The sequence below is a fragment of the Clostridium sp. genome, from assembly GCF_021443865.1.
Lineage (GTDB): Bacteria > Bacillota > Clostridia > Clostridiales > Clostridiaceae > Clostridium.
This window is the reverse complement of the sequence record NZ_JABUTB010000015.1, coordinates 69,755-90,166: the sequence shown is the minus strand read 5'-3', so window position 1 is coordinate 90,166 and position 20,412 is coordinate 69,755. Positions and strand designations below refer to the sequence as shown.

Annotated in this window: 18 protein-coding genes; all 18 read right to left on the bottom strand. The window is 27.5% G+C overall.

The annotated features are described in order from the left end of the window. Positions 1–477: phosphatase PAP2 family protein (locus tag HUJ77_RS04210; protein WP_291707325.1), on the bottom strand; the 477-nt coding region annotated here is incomplete at its 3' end. A 225-nt stretch (positions 478–702) separates the two neighbouring features. Beyond that, positions 703–1,017, bottom strand: coding sequence for a PTS lactose/cellobiose transporter subunit IIA (locus HUJ77_RS04205; protein WP_291707324.1), 315 nt, complete (start codon positions 1,015–1,017; stop codon positions 703–705). A 19-nt stretch (positions 1,018–1,036) separates the two neighbouring features. After that, the gene (locus tag HUJ77_RS04200; protein WP_291707323.1) at positions 1,037–2,371 is read right to left on the bottom strand and encodes a PTS sugar transporter subunit IIC; all 1,335 of its coding nucleotides are present in this window, start codon (positions 2,369–2,371) and stop codon (positions 1,037–1,039) included. Positions 2,372–2,420: 49 nt separating this feature from the next. Next, complete coding sequence (locus HUJ77_RS04195; RefSeq protein WP_291707322.1) at positions 2,421–2,726, bottom strand: PTS sugar transporter subunit IIB; 306 nt, start codon at positions 2,724–2,726, stop codon at positions 2,421–2,423. Between the two features lie 25 nt (positions 2,727–2,751). Then, positions 2,752–4,191 carry a glycoside hydrolase family 1 protein gene (locus HUJ77_RS04190; protein WP_291707321.1) on the bottom strand — a complete coding sequence of 480 codons (1,440 nt, stop codon included), beginning with the start codon at positions 4,189–4,191 and terminating at the stop codon, positions 2,752–2,754. A gap of 198 nt (positions 4,192–4,389) precedes the next feature. Next, entirely contained in the window at positions 4,390–5,118 is a 729-nt protein-coding gene (locus HUJ77_RS04185; RefSeq protein WP_291707320.1) for a MurR/RpiR family transcriptional regulator, read from the bottom strand. Positions 5,119–5,274: 156 nt separating this feature from the next. Beyond that, on the bottom strand, positions 5,275–6,681 hold the full coding sequence (locus HUJ77_RS04180; protein WP_291707319.1) for a GH1 family beta-glucosidase: 1,407 nt from the start codon (positions 6,679–6,681) through the stop codon (positions 5,275–5,277). A 49-nt stretch (positions 6,682–6,730) separates the two neighbouring features. Further along, positions 6,731–6,964: a hypothetical protein gene (locus HUJ77_RS04175; protein ID WP_291707318.1), complete on the bottom strand. Its 234-nt coding sequence runs from the start codon at positions 6,962–6,964 to the stop codon at positions 6,731–6,733. 379 nt (positions 6,965–7,343) lie between these two features. Next, a complete protein-coding gene (locus HUJ77_RS04170) occupies positions 7,344–8,516 on the bottom strand; it encodes a hydrolase (RefSeq protein ID WP_291707317.1) in 1,173 nt (390 codons plus the stop codon). A gap of 96 nt (positions 8,517–8,612) precedes the next feature. Continuing rightward, positions 8,613–9,083 (bottom strand): flavodoxin domain-containing protein, encoded by a 471-nt coding sequence (locus HUJ77_RS04165; protein ID WP_291707316.1) that lies wholly within the window; start codon positions 9,081–9,083, stop codon positions 8,613–8,615. A gap of 81 nt (positions 9,084–9,164) precedes the next feature. Beyond that, positions 9,165–9,962: an ADP-ribosylglycohydrolase family protein gene (locus HUJ77_RS04160; RefSeq protein WP_291707315.1), complete on the bottom strand. Its 798-nt coding sequence runs from the start codon at positions 9,960–9,962 to the stop codon at positions 9,165–9,167. Next, positions 9,959–10,615, bottom strand: a complete 657-nt coding sequence (locus HUJ77_RS04155) for a hypothetical protein (protein WP_291707314.1) — start codon at positions 10,613–10,615, stop codon at positions 9,959–9,961. The genes HUJ77_RS04160 and HUJ77_RS04155 overlap by 4 nt, the downstream gene beginning before the upstream one ends. 118 nt (positions 10,616–10,733) lie before the next feature. Continuing rightward, the gene (locus tag HUJ77_RS04150) at positions 10,734–11,714 is read right to left on the bottom strand and encodes a macro domain-containing protein (protein ID WP_291707313.1); all 981 of its coding nucleotides are present in this window, start codon (positions 11,712–11,714) and stop codon (positions 10,734–10,736) included. Between the two features lie 105 nt (positions 11,715–11,819). Further along, positions 11,820–12,959, bottom strand: a complete 1,140-nt coding sequence (locus HUJ77_RS04145) for a hypothetical protein (protein ID WP_291707312.1) — start codon at positions 12,957–12,959, stop codon at positions 11,820–11,822. 33 nt (positions 12,960–12,992) lie between these two features. After that, complete coding sequence (locus HUJ77_RS04140) at positions 12,993–13,667, bottom strand: type II CAAX endopeptidase family protein (RefSeq protein ID WP_291707311.1); 675 nt, start codon at positions 13,665–13,667, stop codon at positions 12,993–12,995. 511 nt (positions 13,668–14,178) lie between these two features. Next, complete coding sequence (locus tag HUJ77_RS04135; protein ID WP_291707310.1) at positions 14,179–16,677, bottom strand: hypothetical protein; 2,499 nt, start codon at positions 16,675–16,677, stop codon at positions 14,179–14,181. A 191-nt stretch (positions 16,678–16,868) separates the two neighbouring features. After that, complete coding sequence (locus tag HUJ77_RS04130) at positions 16,869–17,756, bottom strand: GIY-YIG nuclease family protein (protein ID WP_291707309.1); 888 nt, start codon at positions 17,754–17,756, stop codon at positions 16,869–16,871. A 122-nt stretch (positions 17,757–17,878) separates the two neighbouring features. Next, on the bottom strand, positions 17,879–20,412 hold a 2,534-nt coding region (locus HUJ77_RS04125; protein ID WP_291707308.1), incomplete at its 5' end, for a DEAD/DEAH box helicase family protein.

Genomic DNA, 20,412 nt, shown 5'->3' with positions numbered 1-20,412 from the left:
TAATATTATTCCAAATATTATATCTGATGGATAGTGAACAAAAAGATATAATCTTGAGAATGCAATTAATATAGCTAAAAAGTAAAATAAAAAATTCCACTTTTTAAAATAATGACTTAACACAAAAGCTGCTGCAAAGGATGAAGCTGTATGCCCAGATGGAAAAGAAAAAGATTCTGGTGGATTTATTAATAGCCTTATATCTGGATAGCTAAGGAAAGCTCTTGGCCTTTGAACTATATTCTTAATTATCCCCTCTCCAATTAAAGATGTTATTAGTAGTGCTATTAATAAAATTATTCCTATTTTTCTATATTTCTTAATAGCTAATAGTATTAATGCCATTGCTATCCATATAAGCCCTCTATCTCCTAAACTTGTTATAACTACCATAAGTTTATCCATAAATAAATTAGAAAAATTATTTCTAATAAAATTTAGAATACTTATATCTAAATTATTAATTATCTCAACCATACCTGTCCCCTTACTCCCCTATCTATGTATTTATATTTATTTTACAATTATATATTTTTAAATTTTTATCAACAAGTTTTTTTCTATAAAATTATACTCTTCTTATATAAAATTTTATCTTTAAATTTACATACACAATTACTATATGCTAAAAGTACTAAAAAAATTAAAAAGCCATTAGGAGAAAATCTCATAATGGCTTTTAATGTATATTTGAAATGTATATTATTTACTTTTAATTTCTTTATTCATTTCAATTAATTCTATAGCTATATCCTTAATTGTTTCCGCACTCATAAGTTGATCTTCTGCATGCATTATTATTAAAGAAAACTCTAGTTTTTTTCCATTTGCTTCATTTTGAATTAAACCAGAATGGGCATGATGTCCTTCTAGCAAAAATCCCTTAGCTTCATCAACCTTTTTTTCTGCTTCTTCAAAATTTCCTTCTCTAGCTTCCCTTATTGCTTCCATTGCCAAAGATTTAGCCATCCCAACATTGCTTATTATTTCAAAAGCTACTAATTCTAGTTCATCCATTTTATCTTTCTCCTATCTATTACATAGATTTTACGTTTGAATCTAATCCTTCTTCAGCCTTTGCAGCTGCTTTATTAGATGCTATAACGAAAGGTGCATAAATTAATACACTTACTGCTAAACATACAAATCCAACTACAAGACCCATAAATTCTCCACCTGTTCCTACGAAAGGTATAAGTGGTCCTGGAGTAGTCCAAGGAACTGAATATGCAATAGGTGGAATAATCTTCGCTACCATTGCACCATATCCAATAAGAAGATTTACTATTGGAACTATTAAGAAAGGTATAATAAATATTGGGTTTAATACTATTGGTAAACCAAATATTACTGATTCATTAATATTGAATAGTCCAGGTGCTAAAGATAACTTAGCTATATCTTTTTGATCCTTCGCTCTTGAGAAGATAAAGATAGCTATTACTAATCCTAAAGTCATACCTGATCCACCATAGTTAGAGAATCCATCTACTAATTGCCAAGTTGTTGGGAAAGGTGCTCCCCATGCTGTTCCATTAGCTTGTGCATAAGCTAAGTTAGCAGCATTTGCTTCAGCAAACATAGTATCTCTTACTGCTGCAATAGTGTTTGGTCCATGAATACCCATGATCCATAATAAGTTTGATACTAAAGCCATAATTACTACTGATACAATACTATCTCCAAGCTTAGTTAATGGTGCTTGTAATACATTATAAACTATAGTATGAATTCCACCACCATTAGTAACTTTACCTAATATAAAGTTAAGAACTGAGAAACCAACTGTTACTATTATTATTGGTAATAATATCTTAAATGTTCTAGCAACTGCTGGAGGAACTTGTTCAGGCATTTTTATTTCTAGTTTAGGTGTCTTAGAAAGTCTTGATAAAATTTCACCAACTAATAAACCTATTATTAAAGAAACGAATAAACCTTGAGGTCCCATATATTGCATTGTAAGATTTCCATCAACTGCTGCTGGGTACATTATAAAGAATACTGATACCGCTGTTAAACCAGTTAATAAATCATCAGCGCCTAAGGATCTAGCAAGATTCCTTGCGATTAAAAATACTATTAAAATTGCTAAAATGTTTAAAGATCCATTAAGTACTGGTGCAAATATAGCTTGGTAATCTGCTAAGTTAGGTATTAATTCACCTAAATTTAAAAGATTTGCTATAAATCCATCTGGATGAAGTAAAACATTATTTATTAATACCATTAAAGAACCTGCCATTGTTAATGGGAAGGTTAAGATAAATGCGTCCCTAACTGCACAAACATGTCTTTGGGCATTTAATTTTGTTGCAATTGGAACAAGTATTCTTTCCATGCTATTTTCTAATTTTGTCATAAAGCTCATTGTGTTTTCCCCCTTAAAATTTTATATTTATTAATCCTCTTGTTGTTTATTAAACTCCAAGAGTTTTTAATACACCTTCTAATATTGCTTTTCCATTCATAGTTCCATATAATCTCATATCTATAACTTCTACTGGTATTCTACCATTAACTAAAGCATCTACTTGAGGTTTTTGGAACCTTACTTGTGGTCCAAGTAAAACTATATCAACAGTATCAATAACACTTGAACATTCTGATACTGGTAAAGCATCTATGCTTATTTCAATTCCTTTTTCTTTTGCTGCTGCCTTCATTTTATTTACTAATAAACTTGTTGACATTCCTGCTGCACAAACTAATAATATCTTTTTCATAACAATACCCCCTAAATATATATAACTATAGCTCTTCGCCATTAGTTCTTATAACATTTTTGTACCAATAAAAACTTTTCTTTTTTATTCTTCTTAAATCCTTTTCATGATTTTCATCCCTATTTACATATACAAAACCATATCTTTTTTGATATCCATTTAGCCAACTAAGAAGATCTGTAAATGACCAGGTGCAATATCCCAGTAATTCAACTCCATCAGTAATAGCTTCTCTACATGCAAGTATATGGTTTTTGATAAATTCAATTCTATAATCATCATTTATCACATCATTTTCTTCTAGGCTATCAAATTCGCCAAGACCATTTTCTGTCACTAATATAGGTAATCTATATCTGCTATTTATCCTTCTAATTCCTACCCTTAAACCTGTTGGATCTATTTCCCAATCCCAATTTGTTCTTTCTAAATAAGGATTTTTAACTGATTTAAAATTCCCTGGAATTCCATATCCCTTAGAGGTTCCCTTTTTACCTGATGTATTTATTTCCTCAAAATCACTAACCCCATCTAAAGGATTTGATTCTACAGTTTCACTTCTATAATAATTTATTCCTATAAAATCTGGCTTTCCTCTTTCTAATAATTCTAAATCCCCATCTTCTATTTCTGGTGCTATTCCTTGTTTTTCATAAGTGCTTAAGGCAAATGCTGGATAATTACCAAAGCAATATACATCTAACCACCAATGACAATTCATATCTTCTGCATTTTCTCTAGCTAAAACATCTTCAGGTTTACAGGAGTAAGCATAGTTGGGTGTAAAAGCAAAGCTTGGACCAATCATACCATTAGTTACATACTCTCTAAAAGATACTATTGCTTTTGCATTAGCTAAACTAGCTATGTGATTTGCTTTAAGCATCCTTTTTTCATCTTTCACTCCTGGTGGATGAATTCCTATTTTGTAACCTAAGAGCATAAATATATTCTGCTCGTTAAGAGTTACCCAATATTTAACTTTTTTCCCGTACCTTTTGTATAAGGTTATACAGTAATTATTAAAGTCATCTATGATTTCTCTAGATTCCCAACCTCCATAGAGATCTTGAAGATATTGTGGTAAATCCCAATGATATATAGTAATAATAGGCTTAATATCCTTTGCAATAAGTTCATCAATTAATTCATCATAAAATTCCAATCCCTTTTCATTTACTTCTCCTCTACCCTTAGGGTAAATTCTGCTCCAAGCAATTGAAAATCTATATGCTTTAAGGCCCACTTCTTTCATTAAAGCTACATCTTCCTTAAATCTTTTATAATGATCTACTGCAACCTTTCCATTAGTTCCTTTATAGGTAGTTCCAGGAATTTCCGAAAACTTATCCCAAATACTAGGTCCCTTTCCATCTATATCATAAGATCCCTCAACTTGATATGCTGCAGAAGCACTTCCCCATAAGAACCCTTCCTTAAATTTATCAAGTTTATCGTAAATCACCTTTCACTCCTCCAATCCTTCTTGATGTTCTCATTATACATTATCTAATTTCCTTTGTAATCATTTCCAGGTTTAAAAAAACAAGTATATAATTTATATAATTTGTTCCATAAAAATAACAAATTGTTCCTCAAAAAGAATTCAATTTTAGTAAATCATAAATTAAAAAATAATAAGGAAAAGGAGTAGAACCTGTATCTACTCCTTTTTAGTCTTATACAATTTTCTTCCTATGGTCTCTATAATATATAGAGCTGGTATTTGCGTTGTAATATCAAAATCTTCTGTTTTTTCTTGTTGTACATAGTATCCAATATTAACATCAGATATTTTTGATAATGTTGAATCTTCATTATTAGTAATGCTTATTATCTTACTTCCTTTTCTCTTTAGCCTATTTATATGCTCTATTACTGTTGGTGTTTCTCCGGAAACAGAAAATGCAATAGTTATATAATTTTCACTATATTTAAAATTTAATGGATAAAAAGGATCATCTATGTATAAAGCGTTTTTTCCTATAGCTGAAAGATATCTAGCAGCATATTTAGAAAGTATTCCTGAAAATCCTATTCCTACAATAATAATTGTGCTTGCCTTATCTAGTTCACTACAAACTAAATCTATTTTTTCTCTATATTCAGCTCCTTGAGCTTTTTTCAAAAAATCTATTATCATAGAGGTATTATCAGCTAAGTTTTTACCCTCTGATTGTTCTAAATACATTTTAAATTTGACTTTAAATTCTGAAAATCCTTCACAGTCCAACTTTTTACAAAATCTTAATATAGTTGTTGTAGAAACATGTGCTTCATTAGCAAGTTCCCTTATTCTCATATAAATAACCTTTTCACTATTTTTCATAATATAGTTATATAATGATAGTTCTAATTCGTTTAGATTTTGTATTTTATTATAACTAAACATATCCTATCTCCTTTAATTATAGTAATGAATAGTTGTTTTAAAATATTCATTTTAATTTTTTTAAAGCTTAGCTGTTTGCATCACTTCTTAATAAGTATAATTCAAAAAATGGCTGAAATCTATAGTGTAAAGATTTCAGCCTAACTCTTGTTATATTTAAATATGCTCTCCTCTAGTTTTTATTATGTTCTTATACCAATAAAATGAGGCTTTTTTCTTTCTTTTTAAGTTATCCTTATGGTCAACATATATGAATCCATATTGTTTTTTATATCCATTAAGCCAGCTTAATAAATCTATTACAGACCATGCATAATATCCTTTTACATTAATTCCTTCTTTAATTGCATTCTTAACTGCAGATAAATGAGTTTCAATAAATTTTATTCTAGGGATATCAACAATTTCACCTTCAATAATTGGATCTTCATCTCCCAATCCATTTTCTGTGATATATATTTTAATATCACCATATCTTTCTTTTAACATTTTAAGACCATATAAAAATGCTTCAGGTGATATTTCCCATCCCCATTTAGTATACTTTTTATCATTCATCTTTACAGTTCTATAGAAGCCATCAAAGGAAGGATTTCCCGGTGCCCCTGTAGAATTTTCTCTACTTCTTTCAACAATATCATCTACATTATTTTTCATAACTCTTTGAGGTTGATAATAATTTAATCCCATAAAATCATTTTTATCAGCAGCATTTTTTATTATTTCTAACTCTTCATCTGTCCAATCTATATTAATTCCATTTTTAGAAAGATGGTCCACAACATATTTAGGATATTCTCCCTTTAATATTGGATCATAGTACCATTTAAGTTCTAATTCATTTGCATGTTTTGCAGCTATAATATTTTCTTCCTTATCATCTACGCTAAATGCTGGAGAAAATACATGAGTAATTCCAATTTCTCCATATTGTTTTAATGATTTATATAATTCAATAGATTTTGCATGAGCTAAGAATACATTGTGAGTTGCTTGGAAGTATTTATTTACATCCCCAACTATTGCTGGTGGGTGAGCTCCTGCTAAATATCCTAAACTACAAAATACAACTGTTTCATTAAAAGTAATCCAATGCTTAACTCTATCACCAAAAGCCTTATAACATACTTCTGCATAATTAACAAAAGCTTCTACTGTATCTTTATTAAGCCAACCACCCTTTTCTTCTAAAACTTGTGGTAAATCCCAATGATATAATGTTACAAATGGAACTATTCCATACTTTAAACATTCATCAATAATATTATTGTAGAATTCTAATCCTTTAGGATTAACTTCTCCAGTACCATTAGGTATAATTCTTGGCCATGAAATAGAAAATCTATAAGATTCTAATCCCATTTCAGCCATTAATTTTATATCTTCCTTGTATCTATGATAATGATCTACTGCTACATCTCCATTAGTACCTTCAAAAGTTTTTCCAGGTATCTTAGAAAATACATCCCAGTTAGATACACCTTTTCCATCTTCATTCCATGCCCCTTCGACTTGATATGAGGCAGATGCTGCTCCAAATAAAAAATCTTTAGCAAATTTCATTAAATTATCCTCCTATTATAAAAATAAGCTTTTTTCCATACATACTATGCTATTTTACATGCAAAGTATAATAAAGGCTTGTCCCATATTTTGATTTTGTCTTAAATTCATTTTTTAAATGTTTCTCTAAATCTCCAGCTGTTAAATCGGTTTCAGCAGAATATACTATTTTAATTCTGTTTTTATCATCTAAAACAGTTAGTTTAACCTTTTCATCTTGATAATTATCAAAGAACTCTCTTATAAACTTCATTTGAACTCCATTAATTTCTACATTATACATAACAATTTCCTCCTACTTAATTAACTTCTAAATAGCTAAATCAATTTTACATTATTTTTTTAATAAAGACTTATTTTTATAACCTAATAAAACAATTATGATTTTTTTATAATTTGTTTTATTTATGTAACATATTGTTATTATAATAATACCATTTTTTATGAAACTTTTATATATTTAAAATTCAAAACATTTGTACATTTTTTTCATATAAAAATAATGAACTAATAAGAAAATTAAACACCAATCTTATTAGTTCATTATTGATTCCATAAATGCTGGAACTTATATACCCTCATCTATTGAAATCTTCACCATTCTTCTAAGCCCTAGAATTCTTTCGTTAAGAATTCTATAAAAATTATTAGAAATCATTAAATTATTTATCTTCGAATTTAAACCAATTATTTATAACTTCAATAGTTTCAGCACTTGGATAATACATCTTATCCTCTTCTGTATTGCCTACTGCAAAAATAGAAAAACCTAAAAACCATGGCTCTGATTCATAAACTCTTCTATAAGCTTCGAAGCAATTAGCTTGTTCTTGTGTATTTATTTCTTTATCTAAGTATGGATTCCACGGCTCTACAGATGCCTTAATAGTTCTTGGAAATCCTAATTCCCCAAAGAAAATTGGCTTGTCCCACTTATTATGAAAATTTCCAACTTGCTCTTTAATATTTTGCTCCCTATTATATCTTTGTGAAGAACTTAAAGCAGCTACAAGATTATCTACTGTATTAGTATCATTATCAGTTAATTCAAAATAGGATGCAATAGATATAAAATCTACTTTAGAAAATATCTTGTTATTTAACTTTTTCTCATACTTTTCATTTAATTCATCCACTTGATTTTTTAAAGCTTCATCCTTCCAACTAGCTGTTGTCCAAAAACTAGTTCTATAAGTAATCAAGCCTTTATAATATTTCCTAGAAAAATCAATTATTTCACAAAACTCATCTTCCATATTCTCTAAATGAGTAAATCCAGTTGCAATATTTAATGCATCTACTCTATAAGGAATAGCCACTTCATCTATTAATGGTTTAATAACATCCTCCTTCCAATTCAATAAAAATTCTGTTTTATCAATTGGATTAAAATCAGTCTCATACATACTACCATTAGCAATCCATGGATATGGCTCTAAGATAACATTTATTTTTTTACCATTAAGCTCTTTCAGAAGAATTTTTGCTCTTTCCAAACTATTTGCATCTATACTTACATTACTTGAGGTTATATCATCTATATTAATAACAACTGGTAGGTTAATTGTATTTAAGCCTAGAATTTCTATGTCCTCTATAGCCTGTTCAACACTATAATCTGTTGAAAGATTTGCAGATTTTATTTTACTATTAAAGTCATTATTTAAAGTCTTCCCTTCTATGTTGTTTAGGACTTTATTTATAATCCCTCTACTGTTGTAATTAATATTATAAAAATAATATCCAACTGCAATTACTATAATGACTATTCCTACAAAAGTTCTAAATCTTAAATCCTCTTTGTTCTCATCATTATCCTTTAAGTTATTATTCATAACACACCTCGCACTAATTGTAAATATATTACAATTACAATGAATTAATCTTATCATATCTGCAAGGTAAATTCAATTATCTTAATTCTAAATATCCTATTTAATTAAACTTATCATCTTCACGAAAAATTTCTCTGCCTTTTCAAAATCCTTATTATTTGGATGTCCCTTAGTCAGTTTACTAATAATATCAAAAACCTTATTATCTGAAAATTCCTTTGCATCAAAGCTTCCCTTACATGCAAAGCTTCCCTTATTTATTGCTCCTTTTAAAGATAGTTCTTTAATTAATTTGTTATTATAATATTTCATGCCAACTCCACTTGTAGAAAATACAAATGTATTTTTATTCTTTAAATTTAGATTATCAATTATCTTAAACATCTTTGGTGATAAACTTTCCTTATATACTCCTGAACCAAATCCAATTAAATTGTAGCTTTCTAAATTAATATTTTTAACATCTTTTACATTAATTAAATCACAATCAGCTTTTTCTTTAAATATGTGTGCAATTTTTTCAGTATTTTTTCTATACTCGGAGCAATAAATAATTAAGATTTTCATAAATATATTCCCTTCTATACTTTATTATTAAAATACTACTACAAATATCCTTAGCAATATTTTTTCTATATATCTTATTTATTAACCTTTAATATATTCCTTATCTTTTAATAATTTTTCATAAAACTCATTATATACTTTTAGTAGTTGGTTATCTAATTTTGATAATGCTTTATTTATAATTTCTTCTGGAACACCATAAAAACCTTCAGCTATGCTTCCTGTTATTGCAGCAAGAGTATCACTATCACCTCCAAGAGAAATAGCATTTCTTATTGCATCCTCAAAATCTAAACTTTCAAGAAAAGCAATTATAGCTTCAGGAACTGTTTCTTGGCATGTTTCATTAAAATAATAGTTTTCTCGTATTTCAGAAAGTTCTCTACTTAAATTATATCCATATTCACTTTCAATATAACTTTTTATTTCTTCTTTACTTTTTCCACTTCTTGCAAGAAAAATACAAGCAGCTGTGGCCTTTGCACCCCTTATGCCTTCTGGATGATTATGAGTTACAGAAGCACTTATTTCCGCATATTCTTCCACCTTGGAAAGTTCATTAAATGCCCATGCTATTGAAGAAACCCTCATAGCTGAACCATTTCCAAAACTATTATATGGTAATTTACTATCTGAAAATATCCACTGATAAAAACTAATTCCATAACCTGCATTTGGATATAATCTACCGTATTTTTTCATAGCTACAATAAAATCATCTTTGCTTCCACCCTTTATCAAAGCTTCTGCTATAGCAATAGTCATAACAGTATCATCTGTAAAAAAGCATTTATCCTTAAAAAGTGGAAAATCCTTTGTTTTTATATTATTCCATTCATATATAGATCCAACTATATCCCCAATAATGGCCCCAATCATTTATTTTTACCTCCACGTTTTTTATAATCCTCTTCTATTTTGTGCTTCCAATTACTATCTATATTTTTATTAGCTCTAAGTGAACTTACAGTTTCACTTATTACTTTATAATTAAGCGCAGTACCTTCACTATCACAATTATAGTTTGTTGCTCTATCTTCAGATATACCTATGCTTTCTGCTGCTTTAACGGCATCAATATTTGCTCCAAGAAATATAAATTCCCATCCAAATTCCTTCTTTTTATCTTCTATGATTTTCTTTATTTTTTCATAGCTGTAAATTCTACTTGAATTCTCCATACCATCTGTTGTTATTACAAATAAAACCTTGCTAGCTCTTTCCTCTTTTAAAGTATTCCTTTGAACATTTTCTATTTTCTTTATAGTTTTTCCAATAGCATCTAATAAAGCTGTTGTACCTCTAACATAATATTCTCTATCAGTTATAGCAGATATTCCTTTAATATTAATTCTATCATGTAATAACTCGTACTTATCATCAAATAACACAGTAGTTACAATAGCTTCCCCCTCTTCCTTCTTTTGTCTTTCAATCATTGAATTAAAGCCTCCAATAGTATCCTTTTCAAGTCCACACATTGATCCACTTCTGTCTAAAATAAATACTAATTCTACTAAATTGTTTTTCATGCCCTTATCCTCCAATCACTTTTTATGATTTAAGGATAACATTCTATAAATAATCTTTGGTCGCAAAGCAAGCGACAACTGTGCTATAAATGTTGTATTTACACTTATTTCTTATATCTTATGATCCTAGGGTATTTTCATTAAGGGCAAATAAGGCCTCGTTTATTTCAAAAATATTATATTCTTTTCTTTCGATAAAGTATTCAATAATAATATCGAATTTACTGCTATGGGATAAGGCAAAGCCAGCTTTTAGAAGTAAGTCTTTTGTTTCATCTAAATTAAGTTTTAGTGCTATAGCAAAGGCAATTACAGTTGACTTTTTAGGTTTATAATTTTTATCATTTCTAATTTTAGAGAAAAGCCTTCTATCAATATTGGCTCTTTTATAAACTTCTACATCTGTCATGTTTTTTTCATCTATTAATCTTAATAACATTTCTGAAAATGTCTCATCTATATTTTTTACTATATCTTCAAGGTTTCTAATTTTAAATTCTTCTTCACTAGCTATACATTTACTTTCATATATAGCGCTTTCCGCAAATCTTTCTCTAGGATAATAATTTTCTTCTATATAATTATCATCTATATATTGTTTTATTGATGAAAGTAGTTTACTAGATATTTTAAATGTATCTTTATCATATACAACTAAATAAATAGTTACATCATTATTTAATAGAAAATCACTAATGGCAGAAATAGCTACTTTTAAAGCTTTATCCTTTGGATATCCATAGGCTCCCGCAGATATTATTGGGAAAGCAACGCTTTCTAAATTATAGTCTTTAACTAATTGAAGTGAATTCTTATAAGCATTAGTTAATAGCATTTCTTCATTATTGTTTCCGCCCCTCCATATTGGTCCAACAGTATGAATTACATATTTAGCTGGTAACTTATATCCCTTAGTTATTTTTGCTTCTCCTACTTTACAGCCCCCAAGAGTAATACATTCTTTAATAAATTCTGGTCCTGCTGCTGCATGAATTGCTCCATCAACTCCACCACCACCTAGTAATGAAGTATTGGCTGCATTTACAATGGCATCTGCATGAACCTTGGTTATATCATTACGAATTATTTCAAATGGCATATGAATCCCCCTTTAAATAAAAAAACATAGTATTACCTTACTTATAAGATAATTTTACCATAAATTATCTTATAATCTGTAATACTATGGTTTAGATTTATGTTATTATTTATTTAATATTTTTTCAGCAATTTCTATTAATTCATATTCACTTTCAATATCACTCTGATAAGGATATGTTAAACTAATTTTATTAAATTCTTTTCTTATTTTACTTGCCTTGTCTAAGTCTTTTTCAATAATTAAAGAATATACATATTCAGTACGTAAAACAGAAGGAAACTTTTTCATAGCTTTCATAAACTTTTTTTGTCCTTTATCTAATAATAAATCTATTTCTTCTTTACTACTTCCATTTATAGCTTTACAATAAATTTCATCACATATTAAAAGACTTCTATGAAGACCAACTATTGCTGTATCAATATCAAGATATTTTCTAATTAACTTATGTGCATCTTCAAATTTATTCTCATCCATCAAGCGATTACAACTAAAAACAAATATTGTAGCAATAATACTATTCTTCATTTCCTCATCACTTGGAATAATAAATAGTTCCTCTGGCATATCCTTCATACGTACTCCCTTTGATGCTAGTTCATTGATTTTCATCTGTATCCAAAAGGATTTAAGAGCAGAACTGTTTTTTCCTAATGATAATGCATTATCCCCATCATTATTAATTCCACCAAACTTCATTGGAACACCATTCATAATAGCAAAAGCAATTCCTATAATTGAAATCATAAGGAAAAAAAACGAAAGGAATTTTACATCTGACACCAATATATAAAAACTTAAGAATATAAGGGCTGTAATTATATTTAATATTGAACCACCTAAATTATAAAGTTTATAAGGAACTTTTCCATCTATAAGCTCTGGTGGAATCATCAAACACTGTCCTCCTGTTCCTGCTAGTGAAAGTTTTTTAAATTTAAAGCTTCCATTTTCTTTTATTAACATAATATTAAAAACTCTAAATGAAGAAAACTTATACCCACTTATAAGTCCTCCTATTAAATGTCCTGCTTCATGGATAATAATCTGTAGAATTATTGCAATATATATAAGTAATATAATAATAAATGTATTAATAAAAACCTTTAAAGGTGTCTCTCCACCACTATTAGTTGAATCCACATATTTAGCTATGAGAAATCCAGAAACACCTCCAATAATCATAAATAAGATTATTAAAATGACTTTCTGCCACTGGAATTCTCTTTTCTTTTTATTCATATTTCCCCCTATAAATTCAAATTTTTTTCTGTTTTACACCATACTAAAAAGCATAAACCCAATATAATTAATAGCAAAGTTTGCAAACATATGTATTAACCAAGTAACATATACATTCTTGTACTTTTCATTGAAGTAATTAAAAATTAGTCCTCCAACAAATAACCCAGCTATAGTTAAAATAAATAAACTTATATCAAACCAACCAATCATCATAGCAACATGGTAAAGTGCAAAAGTTAATGAACTAAAAATATATGCAAACCTTCTACTTGCTACTTCTTTTAACTTTAAAAATGCAAAGCCTCTAAAGAAGAATTCTTCTAATAAGGAGTTAACAAAAGAAATATATATAGCAACTAAAACAAAATTATTTTCATTAACACCTATATTTTCTGATAAGGAAGAGGTAACCATTGAAAAATCAAAAAATCTTCCAATAATAAAATAAGCTCCTAATATAAATAGGAATACTGCTATCCCTGCTGAAACAGCAATAATTATTTCTTTTTTACTTTTCACCTTAAATAAAGAGGATAAATTTAAATCTCCACTGTATTTTGCATATAGAATTGGTAGTATAGAAAAAAGTATTATTTTAATAAAAGACTTTATAAGATATTCTGGTTTTATAACTGCATCTACAAATCCCATTATTAAGCAGCTTAATACTACAATTAATATAATAATTTTTTTCTTATTTAACATACATATCCTCCCACCACTTTTTTACCTTATTATACCATTTGTTTTGAAAAACTTATACTGCTTATTACTTATACATTACTTTATATAGCCAAGCTTAATTAGTCTCTCTTTAATTTTTTCATAGCTGGGTAGAATTGCTCACTAGTTAAATAATTATTCCAAGTGCTTCTATCAATAATAGAAATCCAAATTAAATCAATTATTTTCTTATTATTCTCTTCTCTGGAGTTTTATTTTTATTAACTCTTCCTCCAGTAATAACCAAAATTCTTCATTATTTATATAGTTAAAGTATTTTGTAATAAGTATAGTATCTTTTAATAATATTCTTTTAGTTTCCTTATTACTAATTAATACCTTTAATTATATATTATAAAAACCTAGGAAAATTAAAGGTGATAAAAAATACTATTTTTATCACCTTTTAATCTTATATACCTTCTTACTAAAATACCTCTTTCCTTTACTTGGAAGTATTACTACTGTATTGCATCAATATTATCTAAACTTATTACTTTAACATTTTCAATTTATATACCATTGGCTTCATTTTATCCGCTAATTTTTTATATAACTCATTAAAGTTAACTAAATCTTCTTTCATAAATTCTTTTATAACACCTTTTATTTGATACCATCCAGCATCCCATGTATTAATATTATAATTAGGGTTGTCCTCATTAAATAATTTTCTATATTCGAAGCTTTTTTCTACTATTTCCTTTGCTTTATTTAAAACATCAGTGGCCTCTTTCGAAAAATTTATTTTCTTCATTAAAGTAAAGGTATACCTATCCACTCCAAAGCTTCTAATATCATTATAAATATCATCATTGTCGTACTTAACTGCTAACTCTTTCATCTCATCTATACCCATAAAGAAAAATTCATTCTTTATATTATATATTCTATTCTTATACTCTATTTTTCTCAAAGAACTTTGATTTGATGATGTATTAAATATTGAATAAATTATTGCATCATTATTCCATTCCTCATATAATTCATTATCTAAATCAGGCTTAATATATTCATCTTTTTGATTTATCCATGTAATTTCTTTACCAGTTACTAGTTTTCTTGCTGCAAAATTAGAAACCACTTTCATATAATTCTCTTTAGTTACTGATATTCCATGTCCCATTGTTGATGTACTTGAAAGTAAAAATACATCTGATGTATTCTTATAAACATTATTACTTACATTTACATAATATCCTAATGCACCATCTATAATTCTTCCGATACCTTTTTGCTTTACATTTATTGCACTACTCAACTGTGGAGTATCTTCAGTGTTATTACCTATAACATCTTCTTTTATCCAATCCGAAAATGATTTTTCTAAGTCTAAATTGTAAATAATTTTAGTTCCTATACTAATTATTTTCCCATTTATTAAATCTTTTATAGTATGCTTAAACTCAGTAATATTATTTGATTCTCCACTTTTCCAAATGGAAAAACTTATACCCCAAGACTCTTTTACCCCTGAAAAATAGCTTGCTTTAAATAACATTCCACTTTTAAAGCTAAAATTCTTTAAAAATTTTTGTCTAAATACTTTGAAAGAACTTCCTGACATATATATTGGATTAGAATATATACATATATTTATGTTCTTCAAATTATATAATTCTTTAAATTTTAATATTCTATATAAGAACTGAGTTATTAATTGTTGTGAAGATGCTCCCATTTCATCATTTTTCATTAACTCATTGACCTTTGTCTTTGCAACACCCTCTTTATGATCTCCTACCTTTGTACCTGCATTATTTGCTGTTGCATATGGTGGATTAATTAAAAATATTATAGGCTTATTACTTTTTATACTTTTTAATAGTTCTTTAGGTAATTTATATACCTCTTCAAGTAATTCAGCCCCTTGTATTAATTCAATATCATCATTTAAAAAGTCATATTGAAATTTTATTGAATTAATATTATATCTATCTCCTATTCTTAAATCACTTTCATAAATTGTTGAACAATATAATTCCTTAAACTCATAATCTCTAGTTAAATTACCAGTTCCCCATGAACAATCCCAAACAACATATTCCTCTCTCCATTTTTCTCCAAATTCTTTCGATATCATAATATGAGCCTCATCTGCCCATATAGTTGGTGTATAAAATTCTCCCTTGAATCTACGCCTAGTATCCTCTATTAACCTATCAGAAATTTCAGTAAATACATCTTTTTCTCTTGATGTATAACGCTTATCAAAATGCTCTATAAATGCTCTATATGCTCTTCCATCTATTTGTATTTCTCTTTTATTAGATAAAACTAATATATTTCTTTTATTTGGGTGAGGGTAACAATCTTCTGGTGAAACCATTAAACTAATAAAAACATAAACTAAATCATTTGCACTATATTTGTTTACATTAACTATCACTTTACATATAAAATAGTCATAAATTAATGGTATATTATTTTCTGTAATCTTAACAAATCTCTTTATATTCAATGCTAACTCTTTTATCTTATCAGCTACATCTTTAAATGAGAATGTTTTATCTACTCTAAAGATAAATGGATTTATTTCTCTATCTTTTGCTATTTTTAAAACTACTTTAGGATTTTTATTTGCTGCTTCGGATGGTGCAATACTCCAATCAATATCTTCATACAAATATTTCATAATTGTATTTGTATGAATTACAAAACATTCATCTTTATCCCCAACCAATATTATATTTGGTAATATACTATAATGTATATCTGTATTGAATTTCTTTAAATAATATATAACCTGGATAAGAACCTTTGCCTTTTGGATATCTCTACTAAAATCCTCATCATACTTGAACTCCATAATTAATCTTAAAACTTTAGTTGTATTATCATACTGAATATTTGATTCTATATATCCATCACATTCAAAAGGATGTTCTATTATGCTTTTGGGGAAATATGTATTTATCCCCTTTTTATAAACTAATTCAACCTCTTTTTCTATCTTTGAATTAACTATTTCATTATAAAATTTACTAGTCATCATAACTCCCCTAACTAAATATATTTACTATCATTCGAGTTGTTTTATTTATTAACTAATGTTTGTTAGGTTACATTCTTACTGTTGACTAGTTTATTATCTTTAGTTCTCTTTCTTACCATAAAATATATGCATCTATTTTTTTTAAATTCTAAATTTATACAAACAAAAAAGAGTAAAATTTTTCAATTCTACTCTCCAAGCTTCTTCTCTATGTTTTCCTTATATGTAACCCCAAATTTATCTTTCCAAATTTGAGTTCCTGATACTTGTGCTCCTAATATAATAGAAGCTGCCTGACTACTACTTTTAAAAATAGTATCTTTATCAAATATTAGAATATTATTATGTTTTTTTAATATATTTAAATCAATTAATTTATTTTTATATCTCACCCTATCTACTGCAAGTGAATTAACATTTTCTTTTATACATTCAGAACCTTTTTTTACTACATAACCTTCATCGTTTATTATTAGTGTAGCTTTGATTCCTTTATTTTTAATATAATAAACTTCATTTTCGTTTTGTACTAAATCCTTATTTTTAATTTTATTTACTGAAATTGTATTTGGCCTAAAACAGTTAAATTGTACTGTTGGCAATATTATTTTTATTTGTTCTAAGAAATAATCCATATCACTCTGATCAGCTTCTGGTAACGATGTAAGCTTATTACTTTGCTGAATATTCTCAACCTCTACATTTCCATATTCTAGACTTAACTGTATTAACTTTGTTTCTAAATACTTTATATGTGCCTTTGTTAACATCTCATCTTTACCAATAAATGCTATGCACTCATCAAATTCTTTATTAGAATCTACCAAGTGTTTTTTAAGCCTTGCACTAACATCTTCCCCTTCACCAATATAAATTTTTTCACTATAATTACTATTATTAGATGGTGACTTTAAAAAGTACACTCCTGGCCTCTTATATTCATCTCTAGTTTCTAACATATTCTCAAGATGAGAAACTGGAGAATATATTCCCCTACCACTCCAATTTCCTATATCTATAGTCTTTGGACCATAATTACTATCATTAATTAAATACATTACTAATTTCTTGCCCATTCAATACCTCTACTTAACATAATATATTGATTATAGTATAGTCGAACATTTAATATATTATACTCATAAAACTGGGCCCTCAGGGGAAATTCCCCTGGGGCCCAGTTTTTTACCATATTCATTTAACTTACTTCTATTGCATTATCCTTTATTTCTTTAATAACACTTAATAGCTTACTTCTAACATCTATGTTATCTTCAAATAGTTCAACTATATTTCCAACTGTTCTAAATGGATCTTCTGTTAAAACTCTATTATCGTCTATCATTCCATTTTTAACTATATAATCTACTATTAAGCTGATGTAGTGTATTTGGTTTGAGTTTAGGTTTTCATTATTTAAAAACTCTGAAAAGGCTTCATTAGCTGCTTCTCTATCTAAACCTATCAAATTTCTAATAAGTTTTGTTACTGGTGTATCTCCAAATTCTTTTTGGTAATCTGATTGGCTTCCTAGTTCAGTAAACATTATATTTTCTAGATGTTTTATATCTTCTTTAGAAAGTTTCTTATTATTTCTAAGCTTATATATTACCATTTCATCTTTATGTTCATTTAAGTAATGCTCAACCTTTTTTCTATAGTTCTTTAAATCATTAATATTATATATAGAATCATTTTTTTCTTCTGCTATTATTAAATCCTTAAAGTGTGTATAGTAAATTATTTGACTTTGTTTTTCTAAATATTTAAGAAGATCTCTTAATGATTCTCTTACTTCATCAACTTCAAAAATATCTGCACTTTCCCAAAAGCTTTCTGTCATAGCTTTTTCAATAACATATTTCTTTTCTAAAATTTGTGGTATTGTTCCAAGCTTTGATAACTGTTCTGCTGTATTTATAACTGACTTAATTCCTTTAGTAGCATTTTTACCTTGAAGATAAGCAAGTTGTATATTATACATAACTAAATCAAATCTTTTTGCTAGTTCATCATCATTTAATGGAGTTATTAACATTGCAACATAATCTTTTAATTCAATAACTGAACCTGTGTTTAAAGCTTCCCACTCTTTTTTATTTTTATATTTATGAACATACTTTAAGTTCATTTTAACCAAGAAATTTTCTTCATTTAATGATTTTATATTAGTTAAAAGCTCTTCTACTAAACTTTTTCTAAGGTCTATATATTCAGTATCAGAATACTTTAAATCTTGAAGTTCTTTAATTAATTCTACTTTAACATTAAATAATTTTTCTGTTATGGATTCCATTTTTCCACCTTCAAAACCCTTAGGATTTACTCTAAAGAATTCAAAGTTATTACAGAAATCAAATATTAAGAACTTTTCTTTATCTTGTCCTAAGCCTAAAAGGTCTGGGCATAACCTTGTTCCTCTACCTATCATTTGCCAGAACTTTGTTTTACTTCTTACCTTTTTGAAGAAAACAAGATTCAAAATTTCAGGAATATCTATACCAGTATCAAGCATATCAACACTTACTGCTATTTGAGGCATTTTATTTTTATCCGAAAAATCATCTATTAAGGTTTCAACATAATTTGTACTATAGTCTATTACTTTAGCAAAATTGCCACCATATTCAGGATAAATTTTATTAAATCTTTCAACTATAGCCTTTGCATGTCTACTATTTTTAGCAAAAATTATAGTTTTCCCAAGCTTTTCATTACCTTCAACACGTAAGCCTTCACTCATAAGCTTATTTAAAACTAAATCAATAGTATTAGCATTAAATAACCATTCGTTAATAGCTGAATTTCCTATTTCTTTATCTACATTTTCATCATCATCAAAGGTAGCTTCAAACTCTTCTTTTTCTTCTTCAGAAAGCTCATCATATTTTATGCCATCTTCCATAATCTTAGATTTTACTTCTATTGTTGTATAATCTACTAAGAATTTATCTTCCACTGCTTTTTCATATTCATATGCATAAGTTGGTACTCCACTTTCAAGGTCAAATATAGAATAAGTATTCTTATCTATTTCATCTCTTGGTGTAGCTGTAAGCCCTATTAAATAAGCATCAAAATATTCAAATATAGCTTTAAACTTTTTATAAATAGATCTATGACTTTCATCTACAATAATTAAATCAAAATGTCCTGGAGTAAATAATCTATTCCCATTTTTACTCTTAGTTTCATCTATTGAATTCATCATTGTTGGATAGGTTGAAAATATCATTCTTGATTCTTCTGGATTATCTCTATTATCAAGAAGATTACATAATGGTAAATTAGGTAATAACTTAGAAAAATTATTTTTCGCTTGTTTTACAAGAGCTTTTCTATCTGCTAAGAATAATACATTCTTAATCCAATTATGTCTTGAAAGAACATCTACTATTGAAATAGCAGTTCTTGTTTTTCCAGTACCAGTTGCACATACTAAAAGCATTTTTCTTTGTCTTTTTTCAAGTGCTTCACATACATTAATTATTGCTTCCTTTTGATAATATCTATTTGATATTTCATCATTTATATCTATATTCTTTAATGGAATTTTACTATATCTTCTATCTATCATTAATTGAAGCTCAGCCTTTTTATAAAAACCATATATTCTTCTTTCTGAATATTGATTATAATCATCCCATATATAAGTTTCAAATCCATTAGTAATGAAAATTATAGGCCTTTGTCCATATTGCTTTTCTAAGCAATCAGCATATAACTTAGCTT

Coding starts and splice junctions, on each gene's coding strand:
- HUJ77_RS04150 (WP_291707313.1), bottom strand. CDS start 11,714: ATGCCATTTGAAATAATTCGTAATGATATAACCAAGGTTCATGCAGAT.
- HUJ77_RS04195 (WP_291707322.1), bottom strand. CDS start 2,726: ATGAAAAAGATATTATTAGTTTGTGCAGCAGGAATGTCAACAAGTTTA.
- HUJ77_RS04205 (WP_291707324.1), bottom strand. CDS start 1,017: ATGGATGAACTAGAATTAGTAGCTTTTGAAATAATAAGCAATGTTGGG.
- HUJ77_RS04180 (WP_291707319.1), bottom strand. CDS start 6,681: ATGAAATTTGCTAAAGATTTTTTATTTGGAGCAGCATCTGCCTCATAT.
- HUJ77_RS04185 (WP_291707320.1), bottom strand. CDS start 5,118: ATGTTTAGTTATAATAAAATACAAAATCTAAACGAATTAGAACTATCA.
- HUJ77_RS04165 (WP_291707316.1), bottom strand. CDS start 9,083: ATGAAAATCTTAATTATTTATTGCTCCGAGTATAGAAAAAATACTGAA.
- HUJ77_RS04200 (WP_291707323.1), bottom strand. CDS start 2,371: ATGAGCTTTATGACAAAATTAGAAAATAGCATGGAAAGAATACTTGTT.
- HUJ77_RS04140 (WP_291707311.1), bottom strand. CDS start 13,667: ATGTTAAATAAGAAAAAAATTATTATATTAATTGTAGTATTAAGCTGC.
- HUJ77_RS04170 (WP_291707317.1), bottom strand. CDS start 8,516: ATGAATAATAACTTAAAGGATAATGATGAGAACAAAGAGGATTTAAGA.
- HUJ77_RS04135 (WP_291707310.1), bottom strand. CDS start 16,677: ATGACTAGTAAATTTTATAATGAAATAGTTAATTCAAAGATAGAAAAA.
- HUJ77_RS04155 (WP_291707314.1), bottom strand. CDS start 10,615: ATGAAAAACAATTTAGTAGAATTAGTATTTATTTTAGACAGAAGTGGA.
- HUJ77_RS04130 (WP_291707309.1), bottom strand. CDS start 17,756: ATGGGCAAGAAATTAGTAATGTATTTAATTAATGATAGTAATTATGGT.
- HUJ77_RS04145 (WP_291707312.1), bottom strand. CDS start 12,959: ATGAATAAAAAGAAAAGAGAATTCCAGTGGCAGAAAGTCATTTTAATA.
- HUJ77_RS04160 (WP_291707315.1), bottom strand. CDS start 9,962: ATGATTGGGGCCATTATTGGGGATATAGTTGGATCTATATATGAATGG.
- HUJ77_RS04175 (WP_291707318.1), bottom strand. CDS start 6,964: ATGTATAATGTAGAAATTAATGGAGTTCAAATGAAGTTTATAAGAGAG.